The sequence below is a fragment of the Pseudomonas fluorescens genome (genome assembly GCF_000967965.1).
Taxonomy (GTDB): domain Bacteria; phylum Pseudomonadota; class Gammaproteobacteria; order Pseudomonadales; family Pseudomonadaceae; genus Aquipseudomonas; species Aquipseudomonas grandcourensis.
Genome location: NZ_LACC01000016.1, coordinates 81,421 through 101,880, shown reverse-complemented (window position 1 = coordinate 101,880; position 20,460 = coordinate 81,421). Strand labels below are relative to the sequence as shown.

The window sequence follows — 20,460 nt, the reverse complement described above, 5'->3', positions numbered from 1 at the left end:
AGCCGAACGGGGCGGTTCGGCGCTCCGACAAGCCCCCTCGCCACAATTCAGCTGTCGCTCCTCAATATTCCCCTCATAAGCTAATTCGAAAAAGTTATTTATTTTCGAATTCTTAGATCATTTAGTCTCTTTCTCACGCCGACAATCGGTCGCCTGACAAGGAGCTTTCTGATGAAACTGACTTTCCCTCTACGCTTGCTGGCGGCCGCTTCCTTGGCTACCGCGAGTTTTTTTGCCCAGGCGGCCGACTTCACCGTCGCCTACCAGACCACCGTTGACCCGGCGAAAGTCGCCCAGGCTGACGGCGCTTACGAAAAGGCCACCAAGGCCGATATCAGCTGGCGCAAATTCGACAACGGTGCCGACATCATCGCCGCCATCGCCTCCGGTGACGTGCAGATCGGCTATCTGGGTTCCAGCCCTTTGACCGCCGCCATCACCCGTAAAGTCCCGGTCGAAACCTTCCTCATCGCCACCCAGATCGGCGCCGCCGAAGCCCTGGTCGCCCGCGACGGCTCCGGGATCAAGACCCCGCAAGACTTGATCGGCAAGAAGATCGCCGTGCCGTTCGTTTCCACCGGCCACTACAGCCTGCTCGCCGCGCTGAAGCACTGGAACATCGACCCGTCGAAAGTCACCGTTCTCAACCTGGCTCCACCCGCGATCATTGCCGCCTGGAAACGCGGTGACATCGACGCCACGTACGTGTGGGATCCGGCCCTCGGTGTCGCCAAGGAAAACGGCAAGGTACTGATCACCTCCGGCGAGCTGGCCAAGTTCGGCGCACCGACCTTCGACGCCTGGATCGTGCGCAAGGATTTCGCCGAGAAGCACCCGGAGATCGTCACCGCGTTCGCCAAAGTGACCCTGGACGCCTACGCCGATTACCGCAAAGACCCGCAAGCCTGGCTGGCCAACCAGGGCAACGTCGACAAGCTTGTAAAACTGTCTGGCGCCAAGGCCAGCGACATTCCATTGCTGTTGCAAGGCAACGTCTACCCACTGGCGGCTGACCAGGTGCTCACCCTCGGCGCGCCGACCACCAAAGCCATCACCGACACCGCGGCGTTCCTCAAGGAGCAAGGCAAGGTCGAGGCGGTACTGCCGGACTACGCGCCGTACGTCAGCGCCAAGTTCATCACCAACTGATCGGGAGTCAATGCGATGGCCTTGCTACAGCTGGAGCGCATCAGCGCACAGTACCCCGGCAATCCGGAACCGGTGTTGGCGGATGTCTCACTGAGCCTGGGGCCCCGGCAATTGCTGGTCGCCCTTGGCCCGTCCGGCAGTGGCAAGACTTCGCTGTTGAACCTGATTGCCGGTTTCGTCGAACCCAGCGCCGGGCGTATCACCCTCGACGGCGTGCCCGTCAAAGGCCCGAGCGCCGAGCGCGGCGTGGTGTTCCAGGACGACGCGCTGCTGCCGTGGCAAGACGTTCTGGCCAACGTCGGGTTCGGCCTGGAGCTGGCCGGTATCGCCCGGGACAAACGCGAAGCTCGCGCCCAGGAAATGCTCGCCCTGGTCGATCTTTCCGGTTTTGAACAACGCCGCATCTGGCAGCTTTCGGGCGGCCAGAAGCAACGTGTCGGCCTGGCCCGCGCCCTCGCCGCCGATCCGCGTGTGTTGCTGATGGACGAACCTTTCGGTGCCCTCGACGCCTTCACCCGCGAGCAGATGCAGGAGCTGTTGCTGCAAGTCTGGCAACGCACCGCCAAGCCGGTGTTCCTGATTACCCACGACATCGAAGAAGCCGTGTTCCTCGCCACCGACCTGATTCTGTTGGCGCCCAACCCGGGGCAAATCGTCGAGCGCCTGAGCCTCGATTTCGGTCAGCGTTATGCCGCCGGTGAGTCGGCTCGCTCGATCAAGTCCGACCCGCGTTTTATCGAAACCCGCGAACACGTACTCGCCAAAGTGTTCTCCCAACGCAGCGCCGCCCAGCGGCAGGAGCGCGCATGAGCAGCTACGAAATTCCCGTCGCCGCGATAACGCCTGGCTCAGCCGTGATTCCGGTAAGTCGCCGCTTGAGCACTCGCTGGATCAGTGTGCTGACGCTGGTCGTTCTCGTTGCTATTTGGTGGGCCGTGACGGCGACCGGTTTGATCGAGCCGCTGTTCCTGCCGCCGCCCTCCGCCGTGCTGCAAAAAGGCTGGCTGCTGGCGACCTCGGGTTATATGGATTCAACCCTGTGGCAGCACCTCGGCGCGAGTCTGAGTCGTATCGGCCTGGGCCTCGGCTTTGCGATTCTCACCGCCGTGCCGGTGGGAATCGCCATCGGCGCCAACCGTATCGCCCGTGGTGTGCTCGACCCGCTGATCGAGTTCTACCGGCCGATTCCGCCGTTGGCTTATCTGCCGCTGATCGTGATCTGGTGCGGCATCGGTGAATTGTCGAAAGTGCTGCTGATCTACCTGGCGATCTTCGCCCCGATTGCCATCGCCACCGCCACCGGTGTGCGCACGGTCGACCCGGCCAAATTGCGTGCCGCGCAGTCGCTGGGCGCAACACGCGTGCAGTTGATTCGCCACGTCATTTTGCCGAGTGCCTTGCCGGACATTCTGACCGGTGTGCGCATTGGCCTCGGCGTGGGTTGGTCGACGCTGGTCGCCGCCGAACTGATCGCCGCCACCAGCGGCTTGGGCTTCATGGTGCAATCGGCCGCGCAGTTTCTGGTCACCGATGTGGTGGTACTGGGGATTCTGGTGATTGCACTGATCGCCTTCGCGATGGAGTTGGGCCTGCGTGCCCTGCAACGCAAATTGGTGCCGTGGCATGGCCAAACTCACTGATTACTCGCACCCACAGTTGGCACCTCCAGATTGAAGAGAACCACCATGAGTGACTTGACCATCGTCCCCCTAAGCTCCGCCCTCGGCGCACAGATCAGCGGCGTCGACATCAGCCAGCCGCTGAACCTGGAGCAGCGCGATACCATCGAACAGGCCCTGCTCAAGCATCAGGTCCTGTTCTTTCGCGACCAGCCGATCACGCCACAGCAACAGGCGCGATTCGCCGCGAATTTCGGCGACCTGCACATTCACCCGATCTACCCGAATGTGCCGGAGCAACCCGAAGTGCTGATCCTCGACACCGCCGTCACCGACGTGCGCGACAACGCGATCTGGCACACCGACGTGACCTTCCTGCCGACCCCGGCCATGGGCGCGGTGCTCAGTGCCAAGCTGCTGCCGGAGTTTGGCGGCGACACGTTGTGGGCCAGCGGGATTGCAGCGTATGAAGCTCTGTCGGCGCCGCTGAAAACCTTGCTCGAAGGTCTGACCGCTACCCATGACTTCACTCGTTCGTTTCCGCTGGAACGCTATGGCAATACGCCCGAGGCACTGGCCCAGTGGGAGGAAGCACGGCGCAAGAATCCGCCGCTGTCGCACCCAGTGATCCGCACGCACCCGGTCAGCGGGCGCCGCTCGCTGTTCGTCAACGAAGGCTTCACTTCGAAGATCAACGAGCTGTCGGAAACCGAGAGCGAGGCGATTCTGAAGTTCCTGTTCGCCCATTCAACGCGACCGGAGTTCACCATTCGCTGGCGCTGGCAGCAGGACGACATCGCGTTCTGGGACAACCGCGTGACCCAGCATTACGCGGTGGACGATTACCGCCCGGCGCGGCGGGTGATGCAGCGGGCAACGGTATTGGGGGATGTGCCTTTCTTTCGCTGAACCCTGATTTCTTTATTGACCAATCTGACCCCATCGCGGGCAAGCCCGCTCCCACAGGGTCCGAGTCGTACACATAATCTGTGAACACAGCTGAACCTGTGGGAGCGGGCTTGCCCGCGATGAGGCAGGAACAGGCACCAGAAATCCAGTGCCGATCACCTATTCCGCAGTAGATGGCTTCTCCCAAAGATTGATCCCGCCCTCCTGGGCAAACCGGTCAATCTCCGCCAGTTCCTGCGCACTGAAGCTCAGGTTCTTCAACGCCCCGACGTTCTCGATGATCTGCTCCGGCCGGCTCGCGCCAATCAAGGCCGAAGTGACCCGAGGATCGCGCAGGGTCCAGGCCAGCGCCAGTTGCGCCAGGCTCTGGCCGCGACGCTTGGCGATTTCGTTGAGTGCCCGCACCTGGGCAATGTTGGCCTCGGACAAATGCGACGCCTGCAACGAACCACCGCCCGGACGGTTGACCCGCGCATCCGACGGCACGCCGTTGAGGTATTTGTCGGTCAGCAAACCCTGGGCCAGCGGGGTAAAGGCAATCACGCCGGTGCCGAGTTCGTCGGTGGTATCCAGCAGGTCTTTTTCCACCCAGCGATTGAGCAGGTTGTAGGCCGGCTGGTGAATCAGCAGCGGCACTTTCCACTCTTTGAGCAACGCCGCCATTTCGCGGGTTTTCACCCCGGAATAGGACGAGATGCCGATGTACAGCGCCTTGCCCTGCTGCACCGCTGTGGCGAGCGCGCTGGCGGTTTCTTCCAGCGGAGTGTCCGGATCGAAACGGTGAGAATAGAAGATGTCGACGTAGTCCACGCCTAGGCGTTGCAGGCTCTGGTCAAGGCTGGCCAGCACGTACTTGCGCGAGCCGCCACCCTGACCGTAAGGGCCGGGCCACATGTCCCAACCGGCCTTGCTGGAGATGATCAGTTCGTCGCGGTACTGCTTGAAGTCTTCACGCAGTAAACGGCCGAAGTTGATCTCGGCGCTGCCATACGGCGGGCCGTAGTTGTTGGCCAGGTCGAAGTGGTTGATGCCCAGGTCGAACGCCGTGCGCAACAACGCGCGCTGGGTATCGATCGGCGTGCTGTCGCCGAAGTTGTGCCACAGGCCCAACGACAGCGCCGGCAGCACCAGCCCGCTGCGGCCCACGCGGCGGTAGGGGATGGAGTCGTAGCGGTTTTCGGCAGCGGTGTAAGTCATCGAATCCTCTCTTGTCTGTCTTGAATCTGGTATCGACTGCTTCGCCAGTCGCCCAGCATACGCCCGGACAAACGCCAGAAAACCCCTGATTCGACTAATTGCTGAAACGTTTCACATATTTCCCGCTGACAAGCTACCGCGCCCCCGCAAACACCTCACCCAACCAATCCACAAACACCCGGACCCTGGGCGACATGTGTCGGTTGTGCGGGTACAGCACTGAAACCGGCATTGATGGCGGTGGGGTGTCGGTGAGGATTTCCTTGACCAACCCTTGGGCAATTTGCGTTTCCATCCGGTAGTGCGGGCACTGGATCAGGCCCAGTCCGGCAATCGCCGAGGCGGCGTAGATTTCTGCGCCGAACACCGAGACCGCACCGTCGATGGCCACTTCCTTGAGTTCACCGTCCACCATGAATTCAAAGGGAAACAATTTGGCCGTCGTGCGCGAAACGTAGTTCACCGCACGGTGCTGGCTCAGGTCGGCAAGGCTTTTCGGTTCGCCGTATTTGCGCAAATAGGCGGGGCTGGCGCAGGTGATCTGACGCAGGTTGGCGACACGTTTGCCGATCAGCGTGGAGTCGCCCAATGTTCCTGCGCGCAACACACAATCGATACCTTCGGTGATCAGGTCGACCTGACGGTCAGCCTCGCTGATGGACAGCTCGATGTCGGGATAACGCGCCATGAATTGCGGCAATGCCGGGATCACGAAATGCTTGGCCAATGTCCCGTGCAAGTCCACCCGCAGCCGCCCCTTCGGTGCCACACCGCGAAACGCCAATTCCGCTTCTTCCAGCTCTGCCAGCAGTTGCACGCAACGCAGGTAATACGCCTCGCCGTCCAGCGTCGGACGCACTTTACGCGTGCTGCGCTCCAACAAACGCGTACCCAGCCAGGCCTCGAACTGATTCAGGGTGTGGGTCAGCGTCGCGCGTGGCAGGTTCAGGTCATCGGCAGCCTGCGTGAAGCTGCTGCGCTCGTAGATCCGCACAAAAACCTTCATCGCTTTGACTTGGTCCACAGCTCACTCCAGGCACTCGATTGTTGGCGATTATTGAACAGTCAAGGCAACTCTCGTGCATTTATCGCCCTGAGTAAACATGTGAAATTGACTTCACACCCCATCGACAGGAACACCAACATGACTCATCAAACACCGAAAGTTGCCATCGTGACCGGCGCCTCCCGCGGCATCGGCGCGGTCATCGCCAAACAACTGGCCAGCGAAGGTTTCGCCGTTGCCATCAACTACGCCAGCAGCGCCACCGAAGCCTCGAAGCGGGTGGTGGAGCTACGTCAGGCCGGCCACCAGGCCATAGCGATCAAGGCCGATGTGGCCAATGCCGACGACGTGCGCCGGATGTTCGACGAGGTTGAAACCCAGTTCGGCAAGGTCGATGTTTTGGTGAACAACGCCGGCATCCTCAAGGTCCTGCCGCTGGCGCAACACAGCGATGAACTGTTCGAGCAGAACTTCAACATCCACGCTCGCGGCACCTTCAATACCCTGCGTGAAGCGGCGGCCCGCCTGAACAGCGGTGGCCGGATCATCAACTTCTCCAGCAGTACCGTCGGCATGAACCTGCCGGGCTACGCGGTGTACATCGCCAGCAAAGCGGCAGTGGAATCCCTGACCCAGGTGTTCGCCAAAGAGATGCGCGGGCGCAACATTACCGTCAATGCGGTGGCTCCCGGGCCGGTGGCGACTGAGCTGTTTTTGCACGGCAAGAGTGAGGAGCAGATTCAGAATTTCGCGAAGATGGCGCCGCTGGAGCGTCTCGGTCAGCCAGAAGACATTGCCCGTGTCGTGTCCTTCCTCGCCGGGCCGGATTCAGCGTGGGTCAATGGGCAGATTTTGCGGGTCAATGGTGGGTTGGTTTAACTATGCTCAAACAGACACCGCGATAGCGGTTTGTCAGGCAAAAAATCCAGCGGAAGCACTCACCATGCACACCACCATCATCACCACCTTCGGCCTGATCCTCCTGGCGCTGATGCTCTACATCGGCGAGAACATCGGCTTCACCCGCCAAACCCTGGCCTACAGTTTTATCGTGCTGTGGTTGGCGCTGACGCTGATCAATGCCGCAGTCGGCATAGTGCATGCCGGCCAGCCATTGAGCACCGAACTGGTGGTCGGTAGCGCCGTGTTCGGTGTCCCGGTGGCGGCGCTGGTGTTGTTCATGGTGTTGACCACCGAGACGTGAGGGCCTTGATCAACGCACCAGATGCAGGAACTGCATGTGCCGTTCGTACTGATCGAGGATGTCGTTGATGATCTGCTCCTTGGTGTAGCCCACCAGATCGTAGTCCTGACTGCCCTCGCTCAAATGCACTTCGGCCCGGTAGTAGCGGCGATTGTTGAGTTGTTTGGAACCCATACCGCCACGGGCAAACGACGGCGTGAAGTAGCCACGCATCTGCACCTGATACACGAACGGATGCTGGTCGCCGTGGCCGATTTCCAGGCTGACGCTGTCATTGGCCGGGTCCGGGTGTGTCGCTACGTGCAAACCCTTTTCGATGAACACGGCAGACACTTCTTCAATCGCCGGGCGCACCGTCGTATCGAGGAAACGATAAACCTCATCCCGCGACGGGAAATGCACCGCCTGACTCAGGCGCTGGCGCCATCCACCCTTGCCACGCCGGGATGCCGAGACCGGTGCCAGTGAATGCATCTGCGCAATCTGCTTCTGCGATTCCAGATAAAACGCCTTGTGCAGCCCCCACATCATCAACAGCAAGATCAACGAGAACGGCAGCGAAGTCAGGACCACCGCCGACTTCAACGCATCGATGCTGCCGGAAAACAGCAAAGCGCTGGTCACCAATGCGGTCATCGCGCCCCAGAACACCCGCAGCCATTTCGGCCCGTCTTCATCGGGGTTGCCGCCCTTGGCGGACAGCGTCGACAGCACCACGGTGCCGGAGTCGGCGGAGGTGACGAAGAACACGAAGCTGATGAACACCGTGACCGCGATCACGGTTTTGCTCCACGGGTAGGTTTCCAGCAGCAGGTAGAGCGTCATCGACGGATTATCGATAGCCGACATGCCGAGCGCGCTCATGCCGTGGTTGAGCACTTGATCGATGGCGCTGTTGCCGAAGATCGACATCCACGCCAGGGTGAAGCCGAGCGGGATCAACAGCACGCCGAAAACGAATTCGCGGATGGTCCGACCACGGGAAATCCGTGCGATGAACAGGCCCACGAACGGCGACCATGCAATCCACCAGGCCCAGTAGAACACCGTCCAACCGCCCAACCAGTCGCTGGGTTTATCGTAGGCATAGAGGTCGAAACTCTTCATCGGCAAGGCGCCGAGGTAATCGCCGAGGTTCTGGATCAGGGTGTTGAGCAAGTGCTGCGTGGGGCCGGCGAACAACACGAACAGCAGCAGCGCACAGGCCAGCAGCATGTTGATGTCGGACATCACCCGCACGCCCTTGTCGACGCCGGATACGGCAACGATGATCGCCGCGCCCATCATCAAGGTGATCAGGCCGACCTGAATCCATTGGGTGTGGGCGATGCCGAACAGGTAGTCCAGGCCCGAGTTGAGGTGCAACACGCCGAAGCCCATGTCGGCACCGAGGCCGAACACCGTGGCGATGATGCCGAAGCCATCCACCGCGTAGCCGATGGGGCCATTGATGCGCTTGCCGATCAGCGGGTACAACGCCGAGCGCAGGGCCAGTGGCAGGTTATGCCGGTAGGCGAAGTAGGCCAGCGCCATGCCGACAAAGGCGAACACGCCCCAGCCATGCAGGCCCCAGTGCAGAAACAGAATCTGCATCGCCTGGCGCGCCGCATCCGCCGTACCGGCCTCGCCTTGGGGCGGTTGCAGCATGTGGGTCAGCGGCTCGGACACGCAGAAGAAAAACAGGGTGATGCTGATCCCGGCGGCGAACAGCATGCCGGCCCAGGACAAATAACTGAATTCGGGTTCGTCGTGGTCGGCACCGAGCTTGATCTTGCCGTAGCCGGACAAGGCGGTGACCACCACGAAGACCAGATACAGGGTCATCGCCAGCAGGTAATACCAGCCGACCGTGTTGGCCGCCCAGTTTTGCGCCGCCAGCAACCAGGCACCGGCGTGCTCGGGCATGGCGATGACAACGACACCAAACAACAGGATGAAACTCGCCGAGAACCAGAACACCGGCGGATTCATGCGGATCAGACCGCTTGGAGGGATGGACGATGCACTCATGTTCGGTGCACCTCGAAGGGGTAAAACGTGGCTGTAGAAATCGGACTCAGCAAAGGCAAGCCTCCTGTTGTGAGCGGGCAGCGAACCGCCGGTTTAACTTGAATGAACGTTCAAGTTAAACATGAATAGGGGGCTAAGGACTAATCGCAGGGCTCGGCGGTGGTGTTCTTACGCTAGCTCAAGGGAGGAAATTTGCTGAAGACCAACAACTCGATTCGGCTTGAAATCCAATCGCGAGCAAGCTCGCTCCCACAGCGGATCCGGGTTGAACACAAAAGCTGTGAACGCCAGGAAACCCTGTGGGAGCGAGCTTGCTCCGGGCGGCGTTCCGACGATGAGGCCAGACCAGTCAACGGAGATCCAAAGGCCTACTTCTGCGCCCCATCATCATGCTGCAGATTCGCCTGGGTCAGGTTGCTGCCCGCCGGCACGCTGCGGGTCAGCCAGACGTTGCCGCCAATGGTCGAACCCTGACCGATGGTGATCCGCCCGAGAATCGTCGCCCCGGCATAAATCACCACGTCGTCCTCGACAATCGGATGCCGAGGCTGGCCTTTCTGCAACTGACCGTCTTCGTCCGCCGGGAAGCGCTTGGCGCCCAAGGTCACCGCCTGATAGATCCGCACGCGCTCGCCGATGATCGCCGTCTCGCCAATCACCACACCCGTCCCGTGGTCGATGAAAAAACTGCGGCCGATCTGCGCTCCGGGGTGGATGTCGATGCCGGTAGCGGAGTGAGCGATTTCCGCGCTGATCCGCGCCAGCAACGGCAGCCCGGCGCGATACAAATGATGGGCCAGACGATGGTGAATCACCGCCAGAATCCCTGGGTAGCACAACAATACTTCATCGACACTGCGCGCCGCCGGGTCACCGTGATAGGCCGCGAGCACGTCGGTGTCCAACAGGCTGCGCAACCCAGGCAAAGCGAGGGCAAAGTCCTGAATGATCTGGATGGTCCGGGCTTCGACTTCAGTTTCGGCCTGGTCACTGTGGCGCGCGGCGTAGCGCAATTCGAGTCGCGCCTGGGCCAACAGCGCATTCAACGCCACATCCAGGGTGTGGCCGACGTAGAAGTCTTCGCTCTCCTCGCGCAGGTCAACCGGCCCCAGGCGCATCGGGAACAACGCACCACACAGGGCCTCGAGAATGTCCGCCATGGCTGCGCGGGACGGTAATTCTCGACCGCCCTGCTCGCCGCTGGCCCGGCCGTTTTGTGCACGCCACTGTTCACGTGCCGTGCGCAGCTGGCTGACGATGGTCTGCAATTGCCAATGGCTGGAACGCTCACTCACGGTAAAAAACTCCTCACGGGCGGCCGGACTGTCTGGCCGCACTGACGGCGATTACTTTACGGCAAGGGTCACGAGGCAAATTAAGAACCAATAGTGCTGTGCTCAGTTCGATTGGCTATAAGCGATTGGCGGTTGCCCCAACTTTTTGGCGTGCCTATAGTCCTGAGATCTTCAACCGCCAGTACGGACTCATGATCAAACAACAGCTCGCCCGCTTTAACCGCCTCGACCTGCTCGGTCAGCCCACCGCCCTCGAAAAACTCGAACGCCTGTCGACCTGGCTGGGCCGAGACCTGTACGTCAAGCGCGATGACCTGACACCGCTGGCAATGGGCGGAAACAAGCTGCGCAAACTCGAATACCTGGCCGCCGATGCCTTGGCCCAGGGTGCTGACACCTTGATCACGGCGGGCGCGCTGCAATCGAACCACGTGCGCCAGACAGCCGCCATTGCCGCCAAGTTGGGTCTGGGCTGCGTAGCCCTTCTGGAAAACCCTCTCGGCACTGACGACAGCAATTACACCGGCAACGGCAACCGGCTGCTGCTCGACCTGTTCGATGTCAAGGTCGAACTGGTGGAAAACCTCGACAACGCCGACGAGCAACTGCAAGCCTTGGCCAACCGACTGCGCAGCAACGGCAAGAAGCCGTACCTGGTGCCGATCGGTGGCTCCAATGCGCTGGGCGCCCTGGGCTACGTGCGCGCCGGGCTGGAACTGGCCGAGCAGATCAAGGACACCGGCCTGACTTTCGCCGCCGTGGTCCTGGCCTCGGGCAGCGCCGGTACCCACAGCGGCCTGGCACTGGCCCTGAGTGAAGCACTGCCGGATCTGCCAGTAATCGGCGTGACGGTTTCGCGCAGCGATGAAGACCAGCGGCCAAAGGTTCAAGGCCTGGCCGAACGCACCGCCGAGTTGCTGGGCGTGAATCTGCCGGAGGCTTTCAAGGTCGAGTTGTGGGACGAGTATTTCGCCCCGCGTTATGGCGAGCCGAATGCCGGCACACTGGCGGCGGTGAAGCTGCTGGCGAGTCAGGAAGGCTTGCTGCTGGACCCGGTCTACACTGGCAAGGCCATGGCGGGCTTGCTGGACGGGATCGGGCGTCAGCGTTTCGACGAGGGTCCGATTATATTCCTGCACACCGGCGGGGCGCCGGCGTTGTTTGCCTATAAGGATTATCTGACGGGTTGACACGCTTGAGCGGCAGAGAGCTTGCCTGTGAACAAGTCGCAATACCTGTGGCGAGGGGGCTTGCCCCCGCTGGGGTGCGAAGCGCCCCTAAAACCTGCAACCGCGTAGTTTCAGTGGAACCGGGCTAACAAATTTTACGACTGCTGCGCAGCCGAACGGGGGCAAGCCCCCTCGCCACAATGGATCGCCTTCATATTCAATTATTGAATAACAAATAGAATATTTATTATTTTCCTATCTAACGGCATCATCTTATAGTCACGCCGCAGGCGAATTTGCAGCGAGACGCATAAGCTGCATTAGGGCAGGATATCGCAGTCGTCCGAATCCCGAATTTGCCAACTTTCCTTAAGCGTCTTCCATAAGAAAACACAGGGGCTTGTCATGAATTTTTCCGCATTACGTCGCAATCTGCTGGTGGGCTCGCTGGGCCTGGCTCTGAGCGCCGGCCTGATTGGCCAAGCCGTTGCCGGTGAGCAACTGCAAAAAATCAAAGACGCTGGCGTGATCAACGTCGGTCTGGAAGGCACTTACCCTCCGTTCAGTTTCGTCGACGCCGACGGCAAACTGGCCGGCTTCGAAGTCGAGTTCTCCGAAGCCCTGGCCAAAGAGCTGGGCGTGAAGGTCAAACTGCAACCGACCAAATGGGACGGCATCCTCGCGGCCCTGGAATCCAAGCGTCTGGACGCAGTGATCAACCAGGTGACCATCTCCGAAGAGCGCAAGAAAAAGTATGACTTCTCCGAGCCGTACACCGTTTCCGGGATTCAGGCGCTGGTGCTGACGAAGAAGGCCGCCGAGCTGAACATCAAGTCCGCCACTGACCTGTCCGGCAAGAAAGTCGGCGTAGGCCTGGGCACCAACTACGAAGAGTGGGTGAAAGCCAATGTGCCGACCGCTGACATCCGCACCTACGAAGATGATCCGACCAAGTTCCAGGACCTGCGTGTCGGCCGTATCGACGCCATTCTGATCGACCGTCTGGCCGCACTCGAATACGCCAAGAAGGCCAAGGACACCACCGCCGCCGGTGATGCGTTCTCCCGTCAGGAAGCCGGCATCGCCCTGCGTAAAGGCGAGCCTGAACTGCTGGCCGCGGTGAACAAGGCAATCGATAAGCTGCGCGCCGATGGCACCCTGAAAAAGCTCTCGGAAAAATACTTCAACGCTGACGTCACTCAATAATGGGAGAAGCTTTCCAACTCGCACTGGACTCCGCGCCCTTTCTGCTCAAGGGCGCGTATTACACGGTCATCCTCAGCCTGGGCGGGATGTTCTTCGGCCTCGTGATGGGGTTCGGTCTTGCGCTGATGCGCCTGTCGCGCTTCAAACTGGTGAGCTGGATCGCCCGCATCTACGTGTCGTTCTTTCGCGGCACGCCGTTGCTGGTGCAACTGTTCGTGATCTATTACGGCTTGCCGCAATTGGGTCTGGAACTGGATCCGCTGCCGGCGGCCCTGATCGGCTTCTCGCTGAACATGGCCGCCTACGCCTGTGAAATCCTGCGTGCCGCGATCAGCTCCATCGAGCGCGGCCAGTGGGAAGCCGCTGCCAGTATCGGCATGACCCGCGCGCAGACCCTGCGCCGGGCCATCCTGCCGCAGGCGATGCGCACCGCATTGCCGCCGCTGGGCAACAGCTTCATTTCGCTGGTCAAAGACACCGCGCTGGCCGCTACCATCCAGGTGCCAGAACTGTTCCGTCAGGCGCAGCTGATCACCGCCCGCACCTTCGAAATCTTCACCATGTATCTTGCCGCCGCACTGATCTACTGGGTCCTGGCCACGGTGCTTTCGCACCTGCAGAACCAGTTGGAAGCGCGGGTCAATCGGCACGACCAGGAGTCCTGACCCAATGATTGTCGTGGAAAAACTGACAAAGCAGTTCAAGGGTCAAGTCGTGCTCAATGGCATCGATCTTGAGGTCAAGGAAGGTGAGGTGGTCGCGATCATCGGCCCTAGCGGTTCGGGCAAGACCACCTTCCTGCGCTGCCTGAATTTTCTGGAAGAACCCACCAGCGGCCGGATCAAGGTCGGCGATATCGAGATCGATACCAGCCGCCCACTGAACCAGCAGCAGAGCCTGGTGCGACGTTTGCGCCAGCACGTAGGTTTCGTGTTCCAGAACTTCAACCTGTTCCCCCATCGCACCGCTCTGGAAAACGTTATCGAAGGCCCGATCATCGTGAAGAAGATCGCGCACGCCGATGCCGTTGCCCTGGGTAAAAAGCTCTTGGCCAAGGTTGGCCTGGCGGGTAAGGAAGACGCCTACCCGCGTCGCCTCTCCGGTGGTCAGCAACAGCGCGTGGCGATTGCCCGGGCGCTGGCGATGGAACCGGAAGTGATCCTGTTCGATGAGCCGACCTCGGCCCTCGACCCGGAGTTGGTGGGCGAGGTATTGGCAACCATCCGCGGCCTGGCCGAAGAGAAGCGCACCATGGTGATCGTCACCCACGAAATGGGCTTTGCCCGGGACGTGGCCAACCGTGTGGTGTTTTTCGACAAGGGTGTGATCGTCGAGCAAGGCGAAGCGAAGGCGTTGTTTGCCAACCCGAAAGAAGAGCGGACAAAACAATTTCTCAGCAAATTCCTGAACAACAGCCACAACTAACAAGCCCGCTCAACAATAGTCACCTTCCATGGACGGAAGTGACGCCCCCCGAAAAAATATTTTACCAATACCAAACTAACCCCCTCTATTCGATATACATATTTTGTACGCGAACGCGGTACATATATATGCGTCGCAACAATTAAACTCCATCTCACCACCCGGTTCCTTTCGCAGATCCTAGCCGACCACGCGCGCCAAACTGCCAATTTACAGCCACTTTCAGCGGACAAATTCGACACACCGGCATGGTTTACTTACTTAGCACCGTAGGAACTTTCTGAATAACATCACACTTCAGCCATAACTAACAAATCTCATTGACACTTGCCCACCCTGACTCTTATCTAGTCTCCGACCTACATCACTCATCACGCCCAGTCCATTATTTCAATTAAAAATAATGAATGGTTTTGCTGCTCGATATTTAGTTTTTGAATTCCCAGAAACGGACTTCGTTGCAAGACTTCAAGGAGACTTCATGAAAAGCACCTCGAACAAATCCGGGCTTGTGGCCCCGACCCTGGCGCAATCCAACAAGACCGGCATCAACGTCACTTGCGCGGCGCACCTGCTCATCGATGTGGCGCCCTACCCCGCCATGGACGAAGGCGACCTGATCGAACTGTTCTGGGACAACTGCTACGTAGCCTCCCGCGTGCTGACGGCCAGCGATGCCGGCCAACCGGTGCAACTGCGGGTGCCTGAAAGTTTTGTCGCCAACGGTACCTCGCACATTCACTACCGGGTCATGCAGGTTGGTCGAGACCCGGTGGTTTCGGCCGGCCGAAACGTGCAGATCAAACTCGACTGCCCCGGCGGCCAACCCTCCGCGTTGTGCGGCGATGAAAACCAGTGCCTGGCACCGGTGGGCATTCCCGAGGCGATTCGCCGTCAGGGGGTCAATCCGAGCCAGGTCAAACGCGGTGTTCCCTTGACCATCGAACCGTACCTGAACATGGCCGTCGACGACGAAATCACCTTGCGCTGGGGCGATGTGCGCATGGATCTGCCACGGCTCAAGTCCGCCGATGTGGGTCAGCCGGTTCAGGTCTGGATACCGCCGGCCATCATCCTCGAAGCCGGCGAAGACCTGCGGCTGGAAGTGACGTACTGCATTCTCGACCGGGTGGGTAATAACTCCCGCTGGGCGCCAGCCCGTACGCTGAAGATCGGGTGTGCAAATACCTATCTGAAAGTCCCGAAGAAACAGCCCCTCAAGGCTGCTGAACCCCGTAGACGATGAAGAAGCCTCTGTGGGGGATCATCCTTCTATGTATATTCCTAAAAGTTAGTTCATAAAATATTTATACACGTTTAGGGTATATACACCGGACCACCGGACATCCTTGTTTTCATGCGCGGCCACAAGCGGCGCTTCCATAAGATGTGAGGTAGGTATGGTCCGGAACACAATCACCCCAGTGCAGATCGCCAGGGCATTGCGTGCAGCCAAGGAGCGGCACTGATGTCCAGTCTGGCAGATGCAAACGTCCAGAGTGACCTGGACATCGCCCCCCTGTTGTTGCCCGCAAAAGTCTTGCGCAATGACGCTCAAGCCATCAAGGCGGCCCACGAACTGGCGCAAGTCGCCAGCCTGCAAGCGGCCAAACGGGACCGTCAGCGCAAGCTGCCGTGGGCGGAAATAGAACAGTTCACCCGCAGCGGCCTGGGCAGCATTTCCATCCCCCGCGAGTACGGTGGCCCGCAGGTTTCGTTCGTTACCCTGGCCGAGGTCTTCGCGATCATTTCCGCGGCAGACCCGGCGCTTGGGCAGATCCCGCAAAACCAGTTCGGCATTCTTAACCTGGTGCTCGGCAGCGCCACCGAAGCGCAAAAAAAACAGCTGTTCAAAAGCGTCCTGGATGGCTGGCGCATCGGCAATGCCGGGCCGGAACGCGGCAGCAAAAACACCCTGGAACTGAAGGCACGCATCACCGCTGACGGCGTCCTCAATGGCCAGAAGTTTTATTCCACTGGCGCACTGTTCGCCCATTGGGTCGCGGTCAAAGCGTTGAACGATGATGGCAAGCAAGTGTTGGCGTTCATCCGGCGCGGCACACCGGGATTGCGCATCGTCGATGACTGGTCCGGGTTTGGTCAGCGCACCACCGCCAGCGGCACGATTTTGCTCAACAACGTGCAGGCCGATCCCGAACTGGTGGTGGATAACTGGCGGATCAACGACACGCCGAACATCCAGGGTGCTGTCTCGCAGCTGATTCAAGCGGCCATCGACGCCGGTATCGCCCGAGGCGCCATCGACGACGCCATCGACTTCGTGAAAACCCGCGCCCGGCCGTGGATCGACGCCAAGGCCGAACGGGCCAGCGATGACCTGTACGTGATCGCCGATATCGGCAAGTTGAAAATCGAATTGCACGCCGCCGAAGCGCTGCTGCGCAAGGCCGGACAAGTGCTCGATGAAGTCAGCGCCGCACCACTCACCGCCGAGTCTGCCGCCCGCGCCTCGATTGCGGTGGCCGAAGCCAAAGTGCTGACCACCGAGATTTCGTTGCTGGCCAGCGAAAAACTGTTCGAACTGGCCGGCAGCCGCGCGACCCTCGCCGAATTCAACCTCGACCGCCACTGGCGCAACGCCCGGGTACACACCCTGCACGACCCGGTGCGCTGGAAGTATCACGCGGTCGGCGCCTATCGCCTCAACGGCACGCTGCCTAATCGCCATTCCTGGATCTGACGACCAGAACACTTTTTGCCAGAGCTCTGGAGAAACACATGACAAGTTCTCACCACGTCGCTGTCATCACCAGCGATGAGCAAGCCCTGATCGTCGCCAGCGACCTTGCCGAAGACTTCAAACGCGACAGCGCCACACGCGACCGCGAGCGCCGTTTGCCACACCCGGAACTGGAAGTGTTTTCCCGCTCGGGCCTGTGGGGCATCAGCGTGCCAAAGGAATACGGCGGCGCCGGTGTTTCCAACGTCACCCTGGCCAAGGTCATCGCCTTGATCGCCCGGGCCGACGGCTCCCTGGGGCAGATTCCGCAGAACCATTTCTATGCCCTCGAAGTACTGCGGGTGAACGGCAGCCACGAGCAGAAGCAACGCCTGTACGCCGAAGTCTTGGCCGGCCAGCGCTTCGGCAATGCGTTGGCCGAACTCGGCACCAAAACCGCACACGATCGCGTCACCAGCCTGACTCGTGACGGCAGCGGCTATCGCATCAATGGTCGCAAGTTCTACGCCACGGGCGCGATCTACGCCCAGCGCATTCCCACCTCGGTGGTGGATGAAAACGGCGTGCAGCAACTGGCGTTCGTCCCACGCGACAGCAAGGGCCTGAGTGTGATCGACGACTGGAGCGGCTTCGGCCAGCGCACCACCGGCAGCGGTTCGGTGGTGTTCGAAGATGTCTACGTCGCTGCCGAAGATGTCATCCCCTTTCAGAGCGCTTTCGAACGCCCGACCCCGGTCGGCCCGCTGGCGCAGATTCTCCATGCCGCCATCGACACCGGCATCGCCCGCGCTGCCTATGAAGATGCGCTGCATTTCGTGCGCACCAAAACCCGGCCGTGGATCGACGCCACCCACGAAAAAGCCACGGACGATCCACTGACCCTCAAGAGCTTCGGCCACCTGAGCATTCGCCTGCACGCCGCCGAAGCACTGTTGGAGCGTGCCGGTGAATACCTCGACAAGGCCCAGGACGACACCCAGGCCGAGACGGTCGCCGCCGCGTCGATTGCCGTCGCCGAAGCCCGCGCCCTCAGCACCGAAATCTCCCTGGCCGCCGGCAGCACGCTGTTCGAACTGGCCGGCAGCCAGGCAACCTTGATCGAACACGGCCTCGACCGCCACTGGCGCAACGCCCGGGTGCACACCCTGCACGACCCGGTGCGCTGGAAGTATCACGCAGTGGGCAATTACTACCTCAACGATGAAAACCCGCCACTGCGGGGGACCATCTGAATGGCCAAGAAAAAGATCCTGCTCAACGCGTTCAACATGAACTGCATCGGGCACATCAACCATGGCTTGTGGACACACCCGCGCGACACGTCCACCCGCTACAACACGATCGAATACTGGACCGAACTGGCGCAGCTGCTGGAGCGCGGGCTGTTCGACGGCCTGTTCATCGCCGACATCGTCGGGGTCTACGACGTCTACCAGAACTCGGTGGACGTGCCGTTGAAAGAGTCGATCCAGTTGCCGGTCAACGATCCGTTGTTGCTGGTCTCCGCGATGGCGGCGGTGACCAAAAACCTTGGCTTCGGCCTGACCGCCAACCTCACTTACGAAGCGCCGTATCTGTTCGCCCGACGCCTGTCGACGCTGGATCACCTGAGCCGTGGGCGGGTTGGCTGGAACATCGTCACCGGCTATCTCGACAGCGCCGCCAAGGCCATGGGCCTGAGTGAACAGGTCGAGCATGACCGCCGCTATGACCAGGCCGACGAGTACCTGGAAGTGCTCTACAAACTCCTGGAGGGCAGTTGGGAAAACGGCGCGGTGCTGAACGATCCGCAGCAGCGGATCTACGCGCAGCCGGACAAAGTGCACAAGGTCGAGCACAAGGGCGAGTTCTATCAGGTCGAGGGTTATCACCTGTGTGAACCCTCGCCGCAGCGCACGCCGGTGCTGTTCCAGGCCGGCAGTTCGGATCGCGGCTTGCTGTTCGCCGGGCGACATGCCGAGTGCGTATTCATCAGTGGCCAGACCAAGGCATCGACCAAGGCGCAGGTGGACAAGGTGCGCGCCAGCGCCGTCGAAGCCGGGCGCAATCCCGAGGACATCAAGGTGTTCATGGGGCTGAACGTGATCGTTGGCGCCACCGAAGAGCTGGCCTGGGCCAAGCACGCCGAATACCTGAGCTACGCCAGTGCCGAAGCCGGCGTTGCGCACTTCTCGGCGTCCACCGGGATCGATTTTTCCCAATATGAAATCGACGAGCCGATCCAGTACGTGAAGAGCAACGCGATCCAGTCTGCCACCAAACACCTTCAGAACAATGATTGGACACGACGCAAACTGCTGGACCAACACGCCCTCGGCGGGCGTTACATCACCGTGGTCGGCTCACCGCAGCAGGTGGCGGATGAACTGGAATCCTGGATTGCCGAAACCGGTCTCGATGGTTTCAACCTGACGCGGATTGTCACGCCGGAAAGCTATGAGGATTTCATCGAGCTGGTGATTCCCGAGTTGCAACGGCGGGGCTCGTACAAGACGGCGTATGACAGCGGCACCTTGCGAGAAAAGCTGTTCCGCGAGGAGGCGTTTTTGCCTGAACAGCACACCGGCTCGCACTACCGACACTAAACCCTGTGGCGAGGGAGCTTGCTCCCGCTCGACTGCGCAGCAGTCGAAAATCTGCTGATCCGATTTATCTGTCGCACCTTATCGGATGCTTCAGGGCTGCTTCGCAGCCCAGCGGGAGCAAGCTCCCTCGCCACAAATGTGAACCCAATACTGATAATTGACTGGATAACTCATCATGAAAAAGAACTACTTCTCCCACCCAGTCAAAGCACTGGCCCTGGCCCTCGGCCTCTTCAGCTCGGTGACCTTCGCCGCCGACGCACCGCTGAAAATCGGCACCACCGCCGCCTTCGCCATTCCTTTGGAAGCGGCGGTTGAAGAAGCTGGCAAACAAGGCCTGAAAGTCGAACTGGTGGAGTTCAGCGACTGGATCGCGCCGAACGTAAGCCTGGCTTCAGGCGACATCGACGTGAACTACTTCCAGCACATCCCGTTCCTGGAAAACGCCAAGGCTGCGTCGGGTTTCGACCTGGTGCCGTTCGCACCGGGCATCATCAACAACGTCGGCCTCTACTCGAAGAAATACAAAAGCTTCGACGAACTGCCGCAAGGCGCCAGCGTGGCCATCGCCAACGATCCGATCAACAGTGGTCGTGGCTTGCAGCTGCTGGCCAAGGCCGGCCTGATCACCCTCAAGCCCGGCGTCGGCTACAAGGCCACCGAAGAAGACATCATCGCCAACCCGAAGAAGATCAAGATCCTCCAGGTCGAAGCCGTGCAACTGGTACGCGCCTATGACGATGCCGATCTGGTGCAGGGCTACCCGGCCTACATTCGCTTGTCGAAAACCTTCGATGCCGGCGCCGCATTGCTGTTCGACGGCCTCGATCACAAGGAGTACGTGATTCAGTTCGTGATCCAGCCCAAGAGCAAAACCGATCCGCGCCTGATCAAGTTCGTCGACATCTACCAGCACTCACCCGCTGTGCGCGCCGCACTGGATAAAGCTCACGGCAAGCTCTATCAAGCCGGTTGGGAAAGCTGA

19 protein-coding genes are annotated in these 20,460 nt (G+C 60.3%); 15 read left to right on the top strand and 4 right to left on the bottom strand.

Annotated features, from left to right (window positions below; translation table 11 throughout):
• Window positions 1-171: 171 nt before the first annotated feature.
• The 4 genes from tauA to tauD are packed head-to-tail and all read left to right on the top strand — an operon-like array spanning window position 172 to window position 3,677.
• Window positions 172-1,149: a taurine ABC transporter substrate-binding protein gene (gene tauA / locus VC35_RS13830; protein WP_046040783.1), complete on the top strand. Its 978-nt coding sequence runs from the start codon at window positions 172-174 to the stop codon at window positions 1,147-1,149.
• A 15-nt stretch (window positions 1,150-1,164) separates the two neighbouring features.
• Window positions 1,165-1,959, top strand: coding sequence for a taurine ABC transporter ATP-binding subunit (gene tauB, locus VC35_RS13825; protein WP_046040781.1), 795 nt, complete (start codon window positions 1,165-1,167; stop codon window positions 1,957-1,959).
• Window positions 1,956-2,789 (top strand): taurine ABC transporter permease TauC, encoded by an 834-nt coding sequence (gene tauC / locus VC35_RS13820; RefSeq protein ID WP_046040780.1) that lies wholly within the window; start codon window positions 1,956-1,958, stop codon window positions 2,787-2,789. The genes tauB and tauC overlap by 4 nt, the downstream gene beginning before the upstream one ends.
• Window positions 2,790-2,834: 45 nt before the next feature.
• The gene (gene tauD, locus VC35_RS13815; RefSeq protein ID WP_046040778.1) at window positions 2,835-3,677 is read left to right on the top strand and encodes a taurine dioxygenase; all 843 of its coding nucleotides are present in this window, start codon (window positions 2,835-2,837) and stop codon (window positions 3,675-3,677) included.
• Window positions 3,678-3,836: 159 nt separating this feature from the next.
• Here tauD and mgrA read toward each other — a convergent pair whose 3' ends face one another.
• Together mgrA and VC35_RS13805 are read right to left on the bottom strand one after the other, a co-directional pair.
• On the bottom strand, window positions 3,837-4,874 hold the full coding sequence (mgrA, locus tag VC35_RS13810; protein ID WP_046040777.1) for an L-glyceraldehyde 3-phosphate reductase: 1,038 nt from the start codon (window positions 4,872-4,874) through the stop codon (window positions 3,837-3,839).
• Between the two features lie 133 nt (window positions 4,875-5,007).
• Window positions 5,008-5,898 (bottom strand): LysR family transcriptional regulator, encoded by an 891-nt coding sequence (locus VC35_RS13805; RefSeq protein WP_046040775.1) that lies wholly within the window; start codon window positions 5,896-5,898, stop codon window positions 5,008-5,010.
• A 120-nt stretch (window positions 5,899-6,018) separates the two neighbouring features.
• Between VC35_RS13805 and VC35_RS13800 the strand changes: the two genes are divergently transcribed.
• Both VC35_RS13800 and VC35_RS13795 read left to right on the top strand, forming a co-directional pair.
• The gene (locus tag VC35_RS13800; RefSeq protein ID WP_046040774.1) at window positions 6,019-6,759 is read left to right on the top strand and encodes an SDR family oxidoreductase; all 741 of its coding nucleotides are present in this window, start codon (window positions 6,019-6,021) and stop codon (window positions 6,757-6,759) included.
• Between the two features lie 64 nt (window positions 6,760-6,823).
• Window positions 6,824-7,084 carry a hypothetical protein gene (locus VC35_RS13795; RefSeq protein WP_046040773.1) on the top strand — a complete coding sequence of 87 codons (261 nt, stop codon included), beginning with the start codon at window positions 6,824-6,826 and terminating at the stop codon, window positions 7,082-7,084.
• Window positions 7,085-7,093: 9 nt separating this feature from the next.
• Here the strand turns inward: VC35_RS13795 and betT are convergent, their stop codons facing one another.
• Together betT and epsC are read right to left on the bottom strand one after the other, a co-directional pair.
• Complete coding sequence (betT, locus tag VC35_RS13790) at window positions 7,094-9,055, bottom strand: choline transporter BetT (RefSeq protein ID WP_185754786.1); 1,962 nt, start codon at window positions 9,053-9,055, stop codon at window positions 7,094-7,096.
• A gap of 407 nt (window positions 9,056-9,462) precedes the next feature.
• Window positions 9,463-10,389, bottom strand: coding sequence for a serine O-acetyltransferase EpsC (gene epsC, locus VC35_RS13785; RefSeq protein ID WP_046040769.1), 927 nt, complete (start codon window positions 10,387-10,389; stop codon window positions 9,463-9,465).
• Between the two features lie 191 nt (window positions 10,390-10,580).
• Between epsC and VC35_RS13780 the strand changes: the two genes are divergently transcribed.
• From VC35_RS13780 to VC35_RS13740, 9 genes are all read left to right on the top strand, one after another.
• Window positions 10,581-11,579, top strand: a complete 999-nt coding sequence (locus tag VC35_RS13780) for a D-cysteine desulfhydrase (protein WP_046040768.1) — start codon at window positions 10,581-10,583, stop codon at window positions 11,577-11,579.
• A 384-nt stretch (window positions 11,580-11,963) separates the two neighbouring features.
• Window positions 11,964-12,764, top strand: coding sequence for a cystine ABC transporter substrate-binding protein (tcyJ, locus tag VC35_RS13775; protein WP_046040766.1), 801 nt, complete (start codon window positions 11,964-11,966; stop codon window positions 12,762-12,764).
• On the top strand, window positions 12,764-13,429 hold the full coding sequence (gene tcyL, locus VC35_RS13770; protein WP_046040764.1) for a cystine ABC transporter permease: 666 nt from the start codon (window positions 12,764-12,766) through the stop codon (window positions 13,427-13,429). Before tcyJ ends, tcyL begins: the two co-directional genes overlap by 1 nt.
• Window positions 13,430-13,433: 4 nt before the next feature.
• Window positions 13,434-14,189, top strand: coding sequence for an L-cystine ABC transporter ATP-binding protein TcyN (gene tcyN, locus VC35_RS13765; RefSeq protein WP_046040763.1), 756 nt, complete (start codon window positions 13,434-13,436; stop codon window positions 14,187-14,189).
• Between the two features lie 481 nt (window positions 14,190-14,670).
• A complete protein-coding gene (locus VC35_RS13760) occupies window positions 14,671-15,435 on the top strand; it encodes a hypothetical protein (protein WP_046040762.1) in 765 nt (254 codons plus the stop codon).
• Between the two features lie 222 nt (window positions 15,436-15,657).
• Window positions 15,658-16,890, top strand: coding sequence for an SfnB family sulfur acquisition oxidoreductase (locus VC35_RS13755; RefSeq protein ID WP_046040761.1), 1,233 nt, complete (start codon window positions 15,658-15,660; stop codon window positions 16,888-16,890).
• A 38-nt stretch (window positions 16,891-16,928) separates the two neighbouring features.
• Window positions 16,929-18,122 (top strand): SfnB family sulfur acquisition oxidoreductase, encoded by a 1,194-nt coding sequence (locus VC35_RS13750; protein WP_046040760.1) that lies wholly within the window; start codon window positions 16,929-16,931, stop codon window positions 18,120-18,122.
• Window positions 18,123-19,475, top strand: coding sequence for an LLM class flavin-dependent oxidoreductase (locus VC35_RS13745; RefSeq protein ID WP_046040759.1), 1,353 nt, complete (start codon window positions 18,123-18,125; stop codon window positions 19,473-19,475).
• Window positions 19,476-19,650: 175 nt separating this feature from the next.
• Window positions 19,651-20,460: a MetQ/NlpA family ABC transporter substrate-binding protein gene (locus VC35_RS13740; protein WP_046040758.1), complete on the top strand. Its 810-nt coding sequence runs from the start codon at window positions 19,651-19,653 to the stop codon at window positions 20,458-20,460.